The organism is Pseudomonas sp. Snoq117.2, from assembly GCF_900110545.1.
GTDB lineage: Bacteria > Pseudomonadota > Gammaproteobacteria > Pseudomonadales > Pseudomonadaceae > Chryseomonas > Chryseomonas benzopyrenica.
Map to the genome: position 1 here is coordinate 17,616 of NZ_FOED01000001.1, position 14,381 is coordinate 31,996.

Sequence of the window (14,381 nt, forward strand, 5' to 3'; positions counted from 1 at the left end):
TTTGCCCCAGTATTGGCGCGGTTTGGCCGGTTTCAATTAGACAGCCTCCCCCCCTCCTCCGGCGTTCTGCCGACACCACAACCCCCTACCGCTTTCCCTGCAGCCAACTGACCTGGCTGCGCAGCCGATCGGCGTCCATCTTCTCGTCGATGGCCATCGCCCTGGCCTTGGCCAGCTCCTGGCGCAGGTGCTCGCTCTCCTTCTGGGTGACGCTCACCGCCAGCAGCAGCTCGTGATACTTCACGTCGATCTCTTCCAGAGCTGGCGCGGGAGCACCATCGCCGCCGCCAGCCATCCACTTCTGGACGCTGAGCTGACTGAATCCCCGGACGATGCGGACCTCGGTCCACAGCTGATCGCGCTCGGCCAGCACCGCGAGCAGGTTCTGCCGCAGGCGTCCCATGATCCCGCGCATGATCGCGACCTCCTCGACGTAGAGGTCGCGCTGATTCCTGATCATCTCTAGGCAGTCCGGGTCGAAGTCGTCACCCCCGAAGCTGCCGAACTCGTCGACTTGTTCCATGGCATAGCCTGATACTGGTTTTCTATACAGTAGTCAGACCGGACTGGGCCAGCAAGCTTGACAGCGACGAACGGCAGTCACTGGCAGCTGGCCACTGCTGCCACCAGCTCGCGCTCGTAGCCGATCCGCTGCCGGCGCTCAGCCAGCAACGCCCTCACCTTCACCTCCAGGCTGTCCTCCTTGCGCAGCCCCTCCGCCGCCCAGGCCGGCACCGCTGGTGCCTTCACCCGGCACGGCACCTGGACCGGCACCTCTACCCGCACCACGCGCGGCTCAAGCTCGACAGCGGGCTGGCCAGCGCACCCTGCCAGCGCGACCATCAATCCCACGATGATCCACCTCATAGGCCCAGCTCCCTGTCGATGATGGCCGCGGCGGCCGCCGCCGGGTCGCCCCCGGTGCGCTCCTGCTGCAGGCGGTTGGCTGCCTGGTAGTCCTCGCCGGCTGCCTTGGCGGCCTGCTGCTGGATCGGCTCGGCATCCTTGGAGCGCTTCTCGGCGGCCAGGCGCAGATCGGCCAGGGCCTGATTCTGCTGGCCGACCTGCCCTTCCAGCGTGCTGCTTGTGGTGCGGCAGGACGCCAGGGTGCTGGCCGCAGCTGTCACCTCGTCCTGCAGCTTCTCGACGATGGGCCGGTAGTGGTCGGCGGTGAGCCAGTAGGCCGCGCCGGCGCCTGCCAGCGCGCCCAGGGCGAGCAACACGACAGCGGCGGACCAGAGCATGGCCACCCTGTACTGCTCCAGCAGCGCGCTCACGACTCACCCCAAGCTGCCATGGACTGCTCCCAATCGGGCAACTCTACGGTCTGCCCAGCGAGATGGTGGGTGCAGTCGCCAAGGTACTGAATGCGGCCGTCCGTGATGAACGAATGGCAGATCAGTCCGAAGCGGCTCCGTACGACAGCCTCGAAGCCGCCAGAGGCATAGATCGCGTCATGCTCGCGCTCTTCCTCATCGGTCATGACATCCTTCCCATCTGGCGCCCTGGTGGTGCGCGCAAGAACCGACGGGGTAAAGGTCGGGGTTTCCGGGTTGCCGTTGTAGCCCCAGCGAGGGCCAGGGCCGGCTCCGACCTTGATGGAGTGCGGCATGTTGCAGCCGCCGCAGAAGAACGCCAGCTGATCCGGGGACCCCTCCGGCGAAGCCAGGCAGCGGGATATTGCGACGAAGGCGCCCATCACTGCACCGCGGCCAGGGCCTGGGCGTAGATTGCCTCCCAGGTCTGCGGGTGCGGCTTGCCCGGGCGCCAAACGCGGGCGTAGAGGTCCCAGGCTTCCTGCACCTGGCCCAGGGCCGGCAGCGGCTTGGGATCGGTCCACAGCAGCAGGCGGGCGAAGGCCGCGGCCAGGACGTCGTCCCGCTCCAAGGCCTCGTAGACCGCCGGGGCGGTTGGCTCGACATCACGGGCGGCACAGACCTCCAGTGCGTGCGGCCGGCTGGCGGGATGGGTCAGCACGCCGCGGACGCCGCCGGCCTGCTCGAACTGCCACAACCCGCGGGCCGGTCCACCGATCTGGCGCCGGAACTGGAGTCGGGACTCCTGCAGGCCAATGCCCAGCAGCATGACGGTGGCGCGCTTGCCGGCCATCTTGGCAGGCAGCAGCGCGAAAGCCGGAGCAATGGCGCCGGTCTGGATGATGTCGAGTGCCATGGCTTTCTCCAGGCGAAAAAATACCCGCTCTGGGCGGGTTGTTTGTCCTCATGGTCGTGAGGATTGCGGCGACTTGATCGGCCAGCTAGGCGCGATTCCTCACGATCGTGAGGATCAGTCAGCGGGATCGGCCTTGATGGCAGCAGCAGTGACCTTCACCTGGGCACTGAAGCTCTTCAGTAACTGAGCAGTGCGGACCTGTAGGGCAGGGTTACCGCTGAGCAGCTCCATGGCCTTGGCTTCAGCCTCTTCCTCGGTGGCGAACTCCATCGATCCATCGGGGTTGTAGAACGGTGCGAGCACGACATAGCGCATGGCGAGATCCTCAGGCGGAAGGGTTGGACGGGTTCAGACCGAGCACGGCGTTCAGCTGCTGCTGAAGCAGGCCGACCTGGGCACGCAGGGACGAAGCAGTGTCCTTCTCGACCTGAAGCGCGGCGGCAGCATCGGCAGCAGCGCGCTGGGCAGTCTCCACCTGCTGCTGGAGCGCCTGCACCTGATCACCCAGGCCAGCGCCCTGTTCTACCTGCTTGGAGAGCTCGTCACGCTCGGCGGCAGTCGCGGCCAGTTGGCCCTGCAGCGTCTGCACCTGGGTGAGCGCGGCAGCGGCGGCCTGTCCGATGACATCGGACAGCTTGAGGCCGTTCTGGCCCTCGGCAACTGCCAGCGGCAGCGCCTCGCCGATCGAGGCACTGATGATGACCTTGTCGCGCAGGATCTCGGTGATCTGTACGTGATGGGCACCGATAGTGCCGTTGTCGTGGTGGCGGATCAGAGTTTCGTAAGGACGAGTACGTTCGGTCAGGGCCATGTTCAAGATACCGTGGTAGTAGTGTTGAGGATTTTCCAGTTGGTGCCGTCGCTGCGACAGCGCTTGGCTCCGCCCGCGGCATCGGTTACGTCGATCTCGTAACCAGAGAACGCTGATGCACTCGGCAGGCTGCTCATCGTGTACTGGCCAGGGCGTACTGGACCCGCTGACTGCAGAGACCCGGTGAAAGAGGGGCTATCCAGCATGGCCACCTCTCGCCAAGGCGTACGGCTGCCAGCACCGAATTTGTTCAGCGCAAAGAGCCGGGTGGTGGCAGAAGCGGATGGCGCGAAAATCTGGGTATAGGAGCTCGCGTCATAGGCGTAGTGCTGCAAGACGCCAGATGTGCCGATCGGAATATTTGCGGCTGAAAAAAGGACCCGATAAAGACCTGCGTTCGAAACCGCACTAGCGTCCGTTACCGTAGGCGCTGTGGCATTCCCTATCCCATAGGCTTGTATCTGCGCTAAGACGCCAGCAGTCGTTTGCAAGCGGGTGGAGTTGTCACCTAGAGCTGGAGTGACGGCGCTGGGCGTGCCGGTAAATGCAGGGCTTGTCAATGGCGCCTTTGTGTCGAGGGCCGGGTATACCTCGTCGAAGTTTGCGTTGATCTTAGTGAACGCCGCGCGAGCGGTATCCCCTTGGCTGCCATCGCTGGCGCTGCCAAAGTTGATGGTTTGCTTCGCCATGATTTCTCCAGGCATAAAAAAGCCCGCGCGCGGCGGGCTGTAGGGTCAGAAGGTTGTCACCACTCGTCGGTGGGCATCGCGTAGATCACAGGCTGGATGTAATTGGGGTTCGAGCCATTCTCGCCGGTGATCTGCATCGTGAAGCGGGCCCGGTTCTGGTAGACGTAGAGCGCGGGCACGTACACCGCGTCGAAGCCGGCGATGCCGTCCGTGGGCGTCACGATGGTGTTCAGCATCACATAGGCGTCGGCCCGCACGCTGTAAGCCACAGCCGTGTCCCAAGCCCAGTAGCGGGTTGCCCCCTCGCGCCGGTTCGAGACGTTCCAGGCCCGGGTAGCGAAGAGGTACCGCATGCACGGGTAGCCGGTATCGAATAGCACCTGGTTGTCGGACTGTCGCCTCAGCCGCATTCCAAATCGTGCCGATGAGGCGGGCGGGTTGGACAGGCTCGCCACGTAGCGCCAGCTGGTGGTGCCGTTGACATTGCCCAGGGCGGCGAAGCTGAACCCCGTCCAGTTGCCCGGGCCACCCTCCATCCGCACGTCATACGCCAGCAGCACCGCGCCGCTCGGGCCGGCGAATGGCCTGATCTGAGCGAAGACGTGCGGCTTCTCCTGAGTCTGGATGGCCGAGGAAAAGCCGACGAACATCCGGCCACCTGTGGCACCCGAGTCGATGCTGAACGTACCGCGGCGAACGACGTGCAGGACCCCGTTCTGCTGATCCAGTATCAGCTGTCGCGAGCTGCCCCGAATGCTCACTCCGAAACTGCTCATCCGAACGACATCGCCATGATGGTCACCTGGATAGGGGTCTGCCCGATCCCTCGGACGTAGACCGTGTTGCCATTCACCGAGTACGGCGGCAGGGCTCCTTCACTCTCGACCCAGATCATGCTCATGTCCCCCAGGTCCGGAATGGTGCGGGTCACGTCAGTGCCGAAGCTCATCTGCAACCGCTCGTAGTAGACGACCCGGTTCGAAAAGCTCTCCGAATCGAAGATCATCCGCCCCTGTTCATCGCGCAGCCTTACTGCACCTGCCGCCATCAGCTCAGCCTCCCGATCTTCACCAGTTCCACGCCGCCGGCCACCATAGAGAAGCCGTTCTCATCCTGGTTGGTGTAAGCGCCGTTCTGCGAGAAATCGCGGATGGTTACAGCTCCTCGATTGAAGTCGATCGTCAGGACCGGTTGCCCGTAGTCAGTCAGTCGCTGCGATTGCACTGTCCGGCCAACGAACGCATCGACGATGTACGCCTTGTTGATGAAGGCGGTATCGATGTAGGTCTTGTTGTCGACCACCGAGAAGAACGACCGGCCGCGCCCGTCGATGCCAGGGCCAAGCACCACGAAGCGATCAGCGGCCACAGCTATGGTGGACTGCAGCCCCGCGCCGCCGCCATTGGGCTCGATCCCCACGCCGATGCCCGCCATGTAGTAAGTGCCTCCGTCGGAAACACCGAGCTTCACCGACCAGGTGGCATTGACCTTGCCGTCCGTTGCGATCTGCGCCTGACTGATCTGCTGGACGCTGGCGTTGGTATCCCCGAGCGAAGCCTGGGTGGTGTCGATCCGCTTGCCGAGCGCGCTATCCGCGTTGACCCGGGCAGTCTGCTCCGACTGCACCAAAGCCGACGCGTTGTTCGCCGTGGCCTGGACAGTGTCGATCCGGTTGGCCAGTGCCGAGTCGGCGTTGCTTCGGGCGGTCTGCTCGGCCTGGATCAGCGCCTTGTTATCGCCCGTGGCGGCCTGCACCGTGTCGATCCGCTGCCCCAGGGCGCCATCGGCGTTGGCCCGCGCGGTCTGCTCGCTGGTGATGGCCGCGGCATTGCCGGCCGCTGTGGCGGTGACCGTGTCGATCCGCTTGCCCAGGGCATTGTCAGCCTCGGCGCGGGCGAACTGCTCGCTGTAGACCCCGGCTAGCACCGTAGGCGATCCGGCGTACCAGTCATTGGCGCCAGCCAGCGGCGGGTTCACCTGGGCATAGATGCCGCTGACCCGGGTGGTAACCGCTGAAAGCCCGGCCTCAGTGTTGTCCGCGCGCCCGGTGAGGTTGTCCACGGCCGACGACAGCGCCGTGTTGCCCGTCTTCGGATCGGTGACGCGCGCGGTCAGGGTGCTGATGTCCTGCGCCAGGGCCTGATCGGCCGAGGCGCGGGCGGTCTGCTCGGCGCTCAGGGCGGCGTAGCTGGCGCCCGGCGAAGCGCGGCCGATAGCCACCCAGTCCAACTCATAGAAGTCGGCAGCGCCCTGGCTACCCAGGTCCAGACGGATCTGGTTGACCGAGCCGGTCCAGGCCAGGTTCATGATGACGGTGGACACGCCGTTGACGTCGAACGTCGGCGCATCAATCGCCATCGAGTTGACCCAGTTGTCACCCCAGTACAGACGGCCATTCCACGAAGGGCTGCCGGTCCGCCGGATGCGGAAGCGCACCTGGCGGTAGGTATCGGCGTTCACCGCCAGGCCGGCCGGGCTGTAGACGCTGGCCAGCGCGGCATTGGCCGGGCGCAAGAAGCCGCCGGAGGCCGTCGGCGTGCCGTTGCCGGTCCAGCCGTCGACGCCGCTGTCGAAGAACCAGATGACGCCGGAGTCGAACTGCTCCCCTACCCCGGCCGATACCAGGCTGATCTGCTGGCTGAGCGCCTGCTCCGCACTGAGGCGAATGCGGCGCTCTTGGTAGATCAGGCCGGACGTCACCTGGTTGGGATCGGTACCGGTATAGCCACCGCGCAGCTGTGCGGATAGGGTGTCCCGCGCCAGCGCCTCGGCGGCATCACCCTGGGCCCGGGCGAACTGCTCGGACCAGACGCCCGCATAGGTCGCCGGCGAACCAGCCGCCCAGCTGCCGCCCGCCATGGGCGGATTGACCTGGGCATAGACGCCCTGGATGCGGCTGGACATCTGCTCATCGGCAGACTGGCGGATGGTCGCCTCGTTGATCAGCGCCTGGTTGCGGGCGGACGCCTCGGCCGCCAGCCCATCGGCGCGGGCCTGGGCCTCCTGCTGCAACGCGGCGGCGCGGTCCTGCTGCTCACCGACAATTGCCGCAGCACGGTCGCTCCGCTCCTTGGCCAGGTCCGACTCAATCACGGGGATCTTGTCGATCTGTTGGCTCAGCTCCTGGCCCAACAGGCTCTGGTTGACCTGGCCACTCAGCGCCGCCAGGTAGGCCGACACGTCGTTCGAGGTGTAGGCGATGATCTTCAGGAAGGCGCTGGTGCCGTAGGCGTTGCGCGACCGCACGAAGTAGGCGTAGGCCGTCGAGAAAGCCAGGCCGGTGTGGGTGAAGGTCATGCCGCGGCCCAGGTACTGGCCATCCCGCTCGGTCGCCTGGGGGTTGGTGCTGAAGTAGAACTCGTAATCTCCACCGTTCAGGCCGGCGCTGTTGCGCGGCACCAAGGTGATGGAGTCGATCGACGACTGGACCGACACGGACTCAGGGATGGGCGGGCCGCCGATGCTGACGGTGATGCTCACCTCACCCGAGCGGGCCAGCGGGCCTACCGCGGCCACCGACATGACGTAGTTGCCCGAGGGCAAGCCGCTCAGCGGGCAGGTCACCGCCGTTTCGGGCAACTGCTGGGCCTGCACCACGGCCGTGCCCTGGCGAACGGTGACGGCGTAGCCACTGACGATGCCGGCCGGGCGGGTCCAGCTGAGCACGCCCTGCACCACCTCGGCGGTGGCATCCGGCGTCCACTTCAGATCGGTCGGCGAGCCCAGGCCGCCGGCAGGCAGGTTGATGAAGCCGATCGGGTTGTAGGGCTTGCCCACGGCGTCGTCGAAGATCGCCGGCTCGTACTGCTGCAGGGATACGGTGCAGGCCTCCTGCGTGCCCATGCTCCAGTCGGTGACGATGAACTCGCCCGACATGTTCAGCGACGGCAGATCCAGGCGCACCACCCGCCCCGGGCGGCAGTTGTAGCCCGCGAAGTTCATGGGCAGGCTGATGGTGCCGCCCGCCCGGCGGCGGCGCAGCTCGATGTTGGCCAGGCGCTGGGCCTGGTAGGGATCGTTGACGTAGGAGAAGGTCAGGGTCTCCGCCGCCTCGCCGCCATCCTCCAGCACCCACTCGGCCACCACCACCTCGGGGTAGTCGGTCTCGGTCCAGGACTGCTTCGGGTCCATGAAGGTGCCGCGCACGGTGTTGATCACCGCGTCGTTGCTCGGCTCGGTGGTGCCGGTGACGGTGCCGATCACCATGTCCTCGGTGATGGTGAAGTCGGCTGGGCCGTAGTAGGCGCCTGCCTGCAGCATCCAGCGGCCGCCGACGCGGATCAGCTGGCCGGCGCAGGAAGCCTCAAGCTTCTGCAGCACCTGGGTGCGCGACTCGTCGGCGCCGATGACGCAGCCGGTCCGGTAGCGCGGGCTGCCGGTGCCATCCGGGTTCGAGGTGAACTCGTCGCAGACGTTGGCCGCGCTGGCGAAGGTCTCGAACACGATTTCGTCGTCTGGCACATGGCAGCGATTGCGCAGGAACCAGAGGATGTGGAGCGCGTTGTTCTCGGTGTAGATGCTGGCGCCCGAGCGCGGGTCGTAGATGTCGCGGCGGCCGCGCACGACGAAGCGCACGTCCGGCAGGCCGCTGGGGAATTTCTCGGCGCTGTAGCGAAGCGACAGACGCACGAAGCTCAGGCCACGGCCGATCTGGGAGTCCTTCCAGTCCGGGCAGTGGGTCTTGAGGAAGGTGTTGACCTGGGTCGGGTTGACGATCAGCTCGTAGCTGGCCTGCTCGGCGAAGGTGGCAATGCTCTCCTCGCCCAGGAAGATATCCTCCAGGCCGTCGATCTCGCCTTCGGACAGCACATAGACCAGGTGCAGCCACTCGCCATCCGCATCAGCGCCGCCCTGCTCCTGGGCCCAGGCCAGCACGCCGCCGGTGCTCACGCGACCGAGGATGTAGCGAGTCGGCGCCTTGCTGGACCGAACGGTCTGGGCGGACGGCTCGCTCTCGCGCAGATTCGACTTGGCCGCCAACTTCTCCTGCTGGTTGGCGGAGTACAGCGCCAGGCCGGCGCCGATCACCGCGCCCCAGGGGCCGCCCTGCATGAAGCCGATCGCGGCGCCGATGGCTACCTGGCCGACCTTACCGACGCCCTTGCTCATTCAACTCTCCAAACCACTTCAGGATCACACTCAACGCGCGCGGCGCCGATCTCGACCGACGTCCAGAACTCGCCGGCCCAGTACACCGCCACCCCGCGCCCGTTCGGACCCTGGTATAGCGCCACGTCGCCACGCTGGATGAAGGCCGGGTTCACCCGCGAGAAGCAGGCATCCCAGGCCGCCTCCAGGCTGCCGTGGCGTTTGCTCAGGGCGCGCTTGGCCGAGGCCTCGCTGTCGTACTGTCCGCGGTAGTCGGCCGCCGGATCGACGCCGCACACCGCCAGGGCGCAGTCGGCGGCGAACAGGCAGCAGTCGAACTCGCCCCATGAAAAAGGCCGCTCGGAGGCGGCCTTGATCGTGTCGTTCAGTCGGGTGGTCCAGTCGCGGTAGCGCATGTTTCTTCCAGGCATGAAAAAACCCGCCGGAGCGGGTTCGGGATTACAGGTGACGGATCAGGCGCTATTGGCCGACTCGCATAGCCGGCGGATCTCTTGCAGCTCGGCGGCGGACATTCGCGGCGCCGTAGTCTGCAGCGAGTAGTTCAGGGGAACCTTGCAACTCCCCTTTCGCAAATAGGGACCGGCGTCTGCCATTACGAAGGTCCAGCTCTCATCGAGCTCAAGCTGATTCCCTTCGTCATCGGTGATTCGAATTTTGGTCATGGCGGCCTCCTGGATCTGGTTGCCTACCCTATCACTCGTAGGTAAAGGGCGGCGCGTCCTTGCTGGCGCCCCAGTAGATGGGCCATTCGGACATCTGCGCCACGGCGTAGAAGAAGCGATCGCCCTGGTGGCGCGCTCGGTGGTTCTCATCGGTCCAGCGCTCGGTGCCAGTGCGGTTCCACTCGGCCATCCGATCAATCAGCGGGACGGTGATCTTGTTGCCGTCCTCCCCGTTGCCGGCGTAGGACAGCTGGGCTGCGTCCATCCGCCCGGAGAACAGGATGTCAGCGGCGTACTCGCCGGCCTGGTTGAAGACCACGAACATCAGCTTGCCCTGGCGCCCCCGGCAGCCCTTCACGCTGGTCTCCTGGATGATGGTGCTGTCCAAGCCGTTCAGGGTCAGGTCTATGGACATGGGCGAGCCGCTGTTGCTGCTCTCCTGGGCCTGGCCGACCTCCCCGAACTGGCCGACGCCGGTGTAGGTGATGCCATCGATCACCAGGTCACCAGTGCCGGTGTGAGCGAAGACCATCCCGTCCGGGAAATCCAGCTGCACCGCCATGACTGCCAAGAAGTTGCCCTGGGCGATGATGTCGATGACGCGCTGGCTGAAGGGGAACATGGACGCCATCAGAAGGCCTCCCGGAATGCCAGGTTGGCGTTGGAAACCACCGGCTGGATGTTGACCTGGTGGGTGTCGTCGGCCCGGCGCATCACGGCGTAGGGGTTGCGGTACTCCACAGCGGTGCCGGCGGCGATCGCCCGGCGGATCCGCTTGTTCAGGTTCAGCGTCACCAGGCCGCTGGCGTTCGACGTGGCATCGTCCACTACCTCGAACATCTCATCGGCCACGGTGACGTAGTCGCCCCGGCTGAAGACCTTGGCGCTGGCCGTCACCCCATTGAGCTGCATGAAGGTCGCCTGGGCGCTGGCCTGGGCTACCTTCGGCGCGCCGATGTTGTCGGTCCGGGTGCGAGTGAAGGCCGGGATCTTCACGGTTCCGAACATGCCCTGGAGGCGGCCTAGGAGGGACGTCAGCTCTCGCTCGTCCTCCGGGTAGAGCACACCGAAGTTCAGCGTGCACAACCAATAGGCGCCAGGATAGCCAACGATCTGCTGGGCATTCGATAGCGTCGAGGTGAAGGCTCGATTGTTGTAGGCGAGGCCCCACGTCGCCTCGGTGTATTCCAGCGATTCAGGCCATTCGAGAGCCATCTGTTACTCCAGCGATAGGGCCGCACGCGGGACCGCGCCGGCGTTACTTCTGCTTGCGGATCATCTGCATCAGGGGACCATTGCGTTTGGCATCCTGCAGCGCCAGGTCATAACCGGCCTTGGCACCCTCTTGCGCCGCTTGCCGCACCTGCGCAATCGTCGCCGCATCCGCGTTTCCACCAACCGAGATGTGCTGAGTTACCCCGCCAAAAGCCAGGCTGGTTTCTCCGGCACCACCGCCGCCATGAGCGACGACCCCAAGCGATCCATCCGGGCCCCGGGTCAGTGGCATGACGGCCTCAGGACCTGCCTCGCCCAGCTCACCCAGACCACCGCCCGCCATGCTGAAGCGCGTCGGCTGATCGAATAGGCCATTGGTGAAGGCGCCGCCCTTGGCGAACTTCTGCACGCCGCCATCCCAGGCGCCGCCTTTCGCCTGCTGCAGGAAGGACCCGATCGCGGCGATGTAGGAATTGGACGAGCCAGCCGCTGAGCCAACCGCGTTCACTAGAGCCTTGCGGATCTGGATGCGGATCAGGTCCTCGACGATCGAGTCAGCCAGGTCTTTGAAGGACAGCTTTCCGGTCTTCACGAACTCGGTCAGGGCATCCTCGGCGCCACTAAACATGTCGTCGAAGAGGTCCCGCGTCTGGGCAGCCACGTTGGCCGTGTTGTCGCGGTAATTCTCCAAGGCGGCCTTCGCGCCGTTCGACCAATCGGCCTGGGCCTGATCGACCTTCTGGTAGCCCTCCACCATGGCGTCGGCTTGCTTGGCGCCATACTCCTGGGTCAGCGCGATCTGCTTTTCCAGCTCCTGCCGCTGCTTTTCCGTGGTGGCAGTGGCCAGCTCGGTCCGCAGCTGCAGCACCTTGTCGTTGGTCTGCTGCTCCAGCTGCAGGCGCGCCTGGATGCGCTGGGCCTCCTGGTCGCCCATGCCAACCGATGCGGCGTCCAGGTCGTACTGCGCCTTGGCATTTGCCAGCTGGCGCTCCAGATCGGCCTGGTACTTCAGGGCTTCCGATAGGCCGTTGGCCGAGGCGATGGCGGTGTCGAATTGCTGCTTCAGCCAGCTGACGCCCTGGGCGTACTGCTCCTGGGTCAGCTTGCCGTTCTTGTGCAGCAGCTCCAGCTCGGCGGTCTTCTTGGCGAAGTCGTCCTGCGCCGCGCCCGCCGGGTCGAACTGCTGCTTCAGCTGCTTGTAGCCGTCCGCCGCTTCCTTGAGCTGCTGGTTGAGCTTCGTCTGCTCCGAGGTGGCTTCCTTCGTCGCCTGGGTGTCCGCCTTCTTGGCGTCCTTCTGGGCGTCGATGTCCCTGGCCACCTGCCGAAGCTGCTGCGCAAGTTCCCCCTGGGTGTCGATGTTGTTCTCGGCGATGACCCGCTCGGCCGCCTCCAGCGTGGTCTTGTCCTTGAGCGTGTTGAGCTGCTTCTGCAGCGTCTGGAGCTGCTGGGTAGCCGTGTTGATGCCGGCCTGGTTCTGATCGGTGTTCTTCTTCTGCGACTCGGTGTTGGCGTTCAGCTCCTTGCTGTACACCGCCTGGGTCTCTGCGAGTTTCCGGCTCTTGCTGTCCAGGGTGTCGAGGTTGCCGGCAGCGACCCGCAGGTCGCCCATGGCCGACTCAGGGATGATCCGGCGCTTCTGCAGATCGGTCAGGGTGTCGTCGAGGCCTTTGCCGGACTGTCTGGCGCTCTGCAGCTCCTGGGTGATCCGGCCCGCAATCGTGGCGCCTGCCTGCTGCTTGATGGTGCCAAGCAGATCCTTGAAGGCGCCATCGGCATCCTCGGTCGCCTGCTGCTGCTGACGCATGGTCGTGACCAGCAGGGCCTGGCGCTGATCCTTGTTGAGCGCGATGAACTCCTGGCGCAGCTCTTGGATCGGCCGCTTCAACTGCTCGACGCTGACGCTCGCGGCGCTGGCGTTGCTGCTCATGGTCAGGAAGGCGGCACCGGCGCCCAGGGCGAGAGCGGCCAAGCCGACCGGGCCACCCAGGATCCCCATCACAGTACCGGCAACGCTGCGAAGTCCGGCCTGCGCTGCTGCCACGCGAGCAATGGCCGCTGCCTCCGTCTGGCGCGCAGCGGCGTGCTGGATGGCCATCTCGGTCTGGACCGCCGTGCCTCTGGCCGCAACCGCCTCGCGCGCGGCCAGGATAGTGGCCGTCTCTGCTGCGCGCTGCTGAGCGATAGCCACCTGCAGGGTGGCTGCTGCCTGGCGAGTCGCTGCCACCTCGGAAGAGATGCTGGCCGCCGCGGCTTTAGCCATTCCTGCGATGTAGCCGGCGAATGCGGCTGCTGACCGGGCGCCAAGGGCCGCAATCACCAGGTTGATGTTCTCCGCCAAAAACCCGATCGCCTCGCCTAGCGCCCGGGCCCCGCCGTTGTCCGACATGCTCTGCAAGCGCTGGGTGACGCTTTCGATTCCCGGCAGCATTCCCGACACCAGCTGGCGCGTTACCCCGGTGAAGGATGCTTTCAGATCGACAATTGACTGGTTGACCTGAACCATTCGCTCAATGTCGAGGCCGGACAGGATTCCGCCAGCGTACTGGCCCCGATCACCGAGCTCCTGAAACGCTTTCCCAGAGTCCTTGAGCAGCGGTATCAGCGCCGTGGCCTCGTCGGCCATAGACTCCATATAGGTAGTAACTTGCTGCTGATTTAAACCTGCCTTTTCAAGAGAGGAATAATAAAGCTGCAAAGCTTGGGGGCCGGACAGCCTTGCAAACTGCTCAGCAGTAACTCCGACCCGAGGCGCAATCTCCTTAAAGAAGTCAGCCATTTCCCCGCCGCCACGCTGGAGAAACTCCCCAACCCTGTCGTTCGTGTCCTTGAGTATGTCTGCCAGCTTGTCTTGCTCTACTCCTACAGTGCGCGCCGCATAAGCGAGCCTCTGGAAGTCCTCAACAGAGGTATTAGATAGGGCGGCGAGGTTTTTTACTTCTTTCGCGTATTCGAGAGTGCTGGTGGCAATCGCCACAAGTCCAGCGACCGCGCCCGCCGTGGCAATGCTGACGGCGCCAAACGCCGAGCTTATGGCGGACTGTAGGCCGCCAGCATTCGCTCCGGTGCGGTCAAATGCTTTATCTACACGGCTCAGACTTTTATCGATGCTGTCAGCTGATTGACCGACCGCGGAGTCGCCACGAAGCATCTCCTGCCGCAACTGAGCGGTCGTTGCTTCGATACGAACCAGCATCCCTTGAACATCAGTCGCGGCCATTATCTAACTCCAATAAAAAACCCGCCGAAGCGGGCTCTTTTTACTTATTCAACATGCCTATACAGGCCGTGTAGTATTTATCTCGATACTCAGAAGCGGCTTTATCCCGATATTCATCTGTGGAGAATGCAGACTTCTGATATGCACCAGTAACCATCCCAGCCAGTATCGGGTTTACCTCTCTGCCTTGGGACACCTTATCCATCAGGTCTGACATCTTCACGCCGCTTTGGCGCTGTCGCATGATTTGCTCGGCAACCTCTGAGACGCCTTTGCATTTGCTCAGAGCCTGTTGCGATATGTCTTGGGCGCAGACCGCGCCAGAGGCCATCGCCAGACCGAGAACCAGAAACACTGCACGCATTTTTGTAACTCCATTGGAAGGAGCTACCAGTAAAGACGATGCCGGGGGGCGGTCACAACCGAACTGGATGCACTTACTCACCCCTCTCGGTTTTGCCGGTCAGCGCCGCCCGGATCTTCTGCGCGATGGTCGTCGGCCTGGG

At 64.6% G+C, this 14,381-nt stretch carries 17 protein-coding genes and 1 pseudogene; all 18 read right to left on the minus strand.

From position 1 onward, the window contains the following. Window positions 1–85: 85 nt before the first annotated feature. Window positions 86–523 carry a hypothetical protein gene (locus BMZ43_RS00080; protein ID WP_093248826.1) on the minus strand — a complete coding sequence of 146 codons (438 nt, stop codon included), beginning with the start codon at window positions 521–523 and terminating at the stop codon, window positions 86–88. A gap of 77 nt (window positions 524–600) precedes the next feature. Next, entirely contained in the window at window positions 601–867 is a 267-nt protein-coding gene (locus tag BMZ43_RS00085) for a hypothetical protein (protein WP_093248829.1), read from the minus strand. Continuing rightward, a complete protein-coding gene (locus BMZ43_RS00090; protein WP_256562840.1) occupies window positions 864–1,277 on the minus strand; it encodes a hypothetical protein in 414 nt (137 codons plus the stop codon). The genes BMZ43_RS00085 and BMZ43_RS00090 overlap by 4 nt, the downstream gene beginning before the upstream one ends. Continuing rightward, a complete protein-coding gene (locus BMZ43_RS00095; RefSeq protein WP_093248832.1) occupies window positions 1,274–1,699 on the minus strand; it encodes a ubiquitination-like system serine protease family protein in 426 nt (141 codons plus the stop codon). The genes BMZ43_RS00090 and BMZ43_RS00095 overlap by 4 nt, the downstream gene beginning before the upstream one ends. After that, window positions 1,699–2,172: a hypothetical protein gene (locus tag BMZ43_RS00100; protein WP_058790561.1), complete on the minus strand. Its 474-nt coding sequence runs from the start codon at window positions 2,170–2,172 to the stop codon at window positions 1,699–1,701. The genes BMZ43_RS00095 and BMZ43_RS00100 overlap by 1 nt, the downstream gene beginning before the upstream one ends. 114 nt (window positions 2,173–2,286) lie before the next feature. Continuing rightward, a complete protein-coding gene (locus BMZ43_RS00105) occupies window positions 2,287–2,487 on the minus strand; it encodes a hypothetical protein (protein ID WP_093248834.1) in 201 nt (66 codons plus the stop codon). Between the two features lie 10 nt (window positions 2,488–2,497). Then, the gene (locus tag BMZ43_RS00110) at window positions 2,498–2,983 is read right to left on the minus strand and encodes a hypothetical protein (RefSeq protein ID WP_177344754.1); all 486 of its coding nucleotides are present in this window, start codon (window positions 2,981–2,983) and stop codon (window positions 2,498–2,500) included. A 2-nt stretch (window positions 2,984–2,985) separates the two neighbouring features. Further along, complete coding sequence (locus BMZ43_RS00115) at window positions 2,986–3,672, minus strand: pyocin knob domain-containing protein (RefSeq protein WP_093248838.1); 687 nt, start codon at window positions 3,670–3,672, stop codon at window positions 2,986–2,988. 56 nt (window positions 3,673–3,728) lie between these two features. Further along, window positions 3,729–4,322, minus strand: coding sequence for a hypothetical protein (locus BMZ43_RS00120; protein WP_143075219.1), 594 nt, complete (start codon window positions 4,320–4,322; stop codon window positions 3,729–3,731). A 122-nt stretch (window positions 4,323–4,444) separates the two neighbouring features. Next, complete coding sequence (locus tag BMZ43_RS00125; protein ID WP_093248846.1) at window positions 4,445–4,720, minus strand: hypothetical protein; 276 nt, start codon at window positions 4,718–4,720, stop codon at window positions 4,445–4,447. Beyond that, a complete protein-coding gene (locus BMZ43_RS27090; RefSeq protein ID WP_371913848.1) occupies window positions 4,720–6,576 on the minus strand; it encodes a phage tail tip fiber protein in 1,857 nt (618 codons plus the stop codon). Before BMZ43_RS27090 ends, BMZ43_RS00125 begins: the two co-directional genes overlap by 1 nt. A gap of 245 nt (window positions 6,577–6,821) precedes the next feature. Beyond that, window positions 6,822–8,781, minus strand: a pseudogene (locus BMZ43_RS27095) (host specificity protein J); the annotation flags it as partial. Beyond that, window positions 8,778–9,176: a DUF6950 family protein gene (locus BMZ43_RS00140; RefSeq protein ID WP_093248851.1), complete on the minus strand. Its 399-nt coding sequence runs from the start codon at window positions 9,174–9,176 to the stop codon at window positions 8,778–8,780. The pseudogene BMZ43_RS27095 and the gene BMZ43_RS00140, both read right to left, overlap by 4 nt. Before the next feature lie 57 nt (window positions 9,177–9,233). Continuing rightward, a complete protein-coding gene (locus BMZ43_RS00145; protein WP_093248856.1) occupies window positions 9,234–9,443 on the minus strand; it encodes a hypothetical protein in 210 nt (69 codons plus the stop codon). Between the two features lie 31 nt (window positions 9,444–9,474). After that, a complete protein-coding gene (locus BMZ43_RS00150) occupies window positions 9,475–10,074 on the minus strand; it encodes a hypothetical protein (RefSeq protein ID WP_007159400.1) in 600 nt (199 codons plus the stop codon). Next, window positions 10,074–10,658 (minus strand): hypothetical protein, encoded by a 585-nt coding sequence (locus BMZ43_RS00155; RefSeq protein ID WP_093248859.1) that lies wholly within the window; start codon window positions 10,656–10,658, stop codon window positions 10,074–10,076. Before BMZ43_RS00155 ends, BMZ43_RS00150 begins: the two co-directional genes overlap by 1 nt. Before the next feature lie 43 nt (window positions 10,659–10,701). Further along, a complete protein-coding gene (locus tag BMZ43_RS00160) occupies window positions 10,702–13,875 on the minus strand; it encodes a phage tail tape measure protein (protein ID WP_093248861.1) in 3,174 nt (1,057 codons plus the stop codon). A 40-nt stretch (window positions 13,876–13,915) separates the two neighbouring features. Next, window positions 13,916–14,239, minus strand: a complete 324-nt coding sequence (locus BMZ43_RS00165; protein WP_093248863.1) for a hypothetical protein — start codon at window positions 14,237–14,239, stop codon at window positions 13,916–13,918. Window positions 14,240–14,381 lie beyond the last annotated feature (142 nt).

Coding starts and splice junctions, on each gene's coding strand:
- BMZ43_RS00080 (WP_093248826.1), bottom strand. CDS start 523: ATGGAACAAGTCGACGAGTTCGGCAGCTTCGGGGGTGACGACTTCGAC.
- BMZ43_RS00085 (WP_093248829.1), bottom strand. CDS start 867: ATGAGGTGGATCATCGTGGGATTGATGGTCGCGCTGGCAGGGTGCGCT.
- BMZ43_RS00095 (WP_093248832.1), bottom strand. CDS start 1,699: ATGGGCGCCTTCGTCGCAATATCCCGCTGCCTGGCTTCGCCGGAGGGG.
- BMZ43_RS00100 (WP_058790561.1), bottom strand. CDS start 2,172: ATGGCACTCGACATCATCCAGACCGGCGCCATTGCTCCGGCTTTCGCG.
- BMZ43_RS00105 (WP_093248834.1), bottom strand. CDS start 2,487: ATGCGCTATGTCGTGCTCGCACCGTTCTACAACCCCGATGGATCGATG.
- BMZ43_RS00110 (WP_177344754.1), bottom strand. CDS start 2,983: ATGGCCCTGACCGAACGTACTCGTCCTTACGAAACTCTGATCCGCCAC.
- BMZ43_RS00115 (WP_093248838.1), bottom strand. CDS start 3,672: ATGGCGAAGCAAACCATCAACTTTGGCAGCGCCAGCGATGGCAGCCAA.
- BMZ43_RS00120 (WP_143075219.1), bottom strand. CDS start 4,322: ATGTTCGTCGGCTTTTCCTCGGCCATCCAGACTCAGGAGAAGCCGCAC.
- BMZ43_RS00125 (WP_093248846.1), bottom strand. CDS start 4,720: ATGGCGGCAGGTGCAGTAAGGCTGCGCGATGAACAGGGGCGGATGATC.
- BMZ43_RS27090 (WP_371913848.1), bottom strand. CDS start 6,576: ATGTCCAGCCGCATCCAGGGCGTCTATGCCCAGGTCAATCCGCCCATG.
- BMZ43_RS00140 (WP_093248851.1), bottom strand. CDS start 9,176: ATGCGCTACCGCGACTGGACCACCCGACTGAACGACACGATCAAGGCC.
- BMZ43_RS00145 (WP_093248856.1), bottom strand. CDS start 9,443: ATGACCAAAATTCGAATCACCGATGACGAAGGGAATCAGCTTGAGCTC.
- BMZ43_RS00150 (WP_007159400.1), bottom strand. CDS start 10,074: ATGGCGTCCATGTTCCCCTTCAGCCAGCGCGTCATCGACATCATCGCC.
- BMZ43_RS00155 (WP_093248859.1), bottom strand. CDS start 10,658: ATGGCTCTCGAATGGCCTGAATCGCTGGAATACACCGAGGCGACGTGG.
- BMZ43_RS00160 (WP_093248861.1), bottom strand. CDS start 13,875: ATGGCCGCGACTGATGTTCAAGGGATGCTGGTTCGTATCGAAGCAACG.
- BMZ43_RS00165 (WP_093248863.1), bottom strand. CDS start 14,239: ATGCGTGCAGTGTTTCTGGTTCTCGGTCTGGCGATGGCCTCTGGCGCG.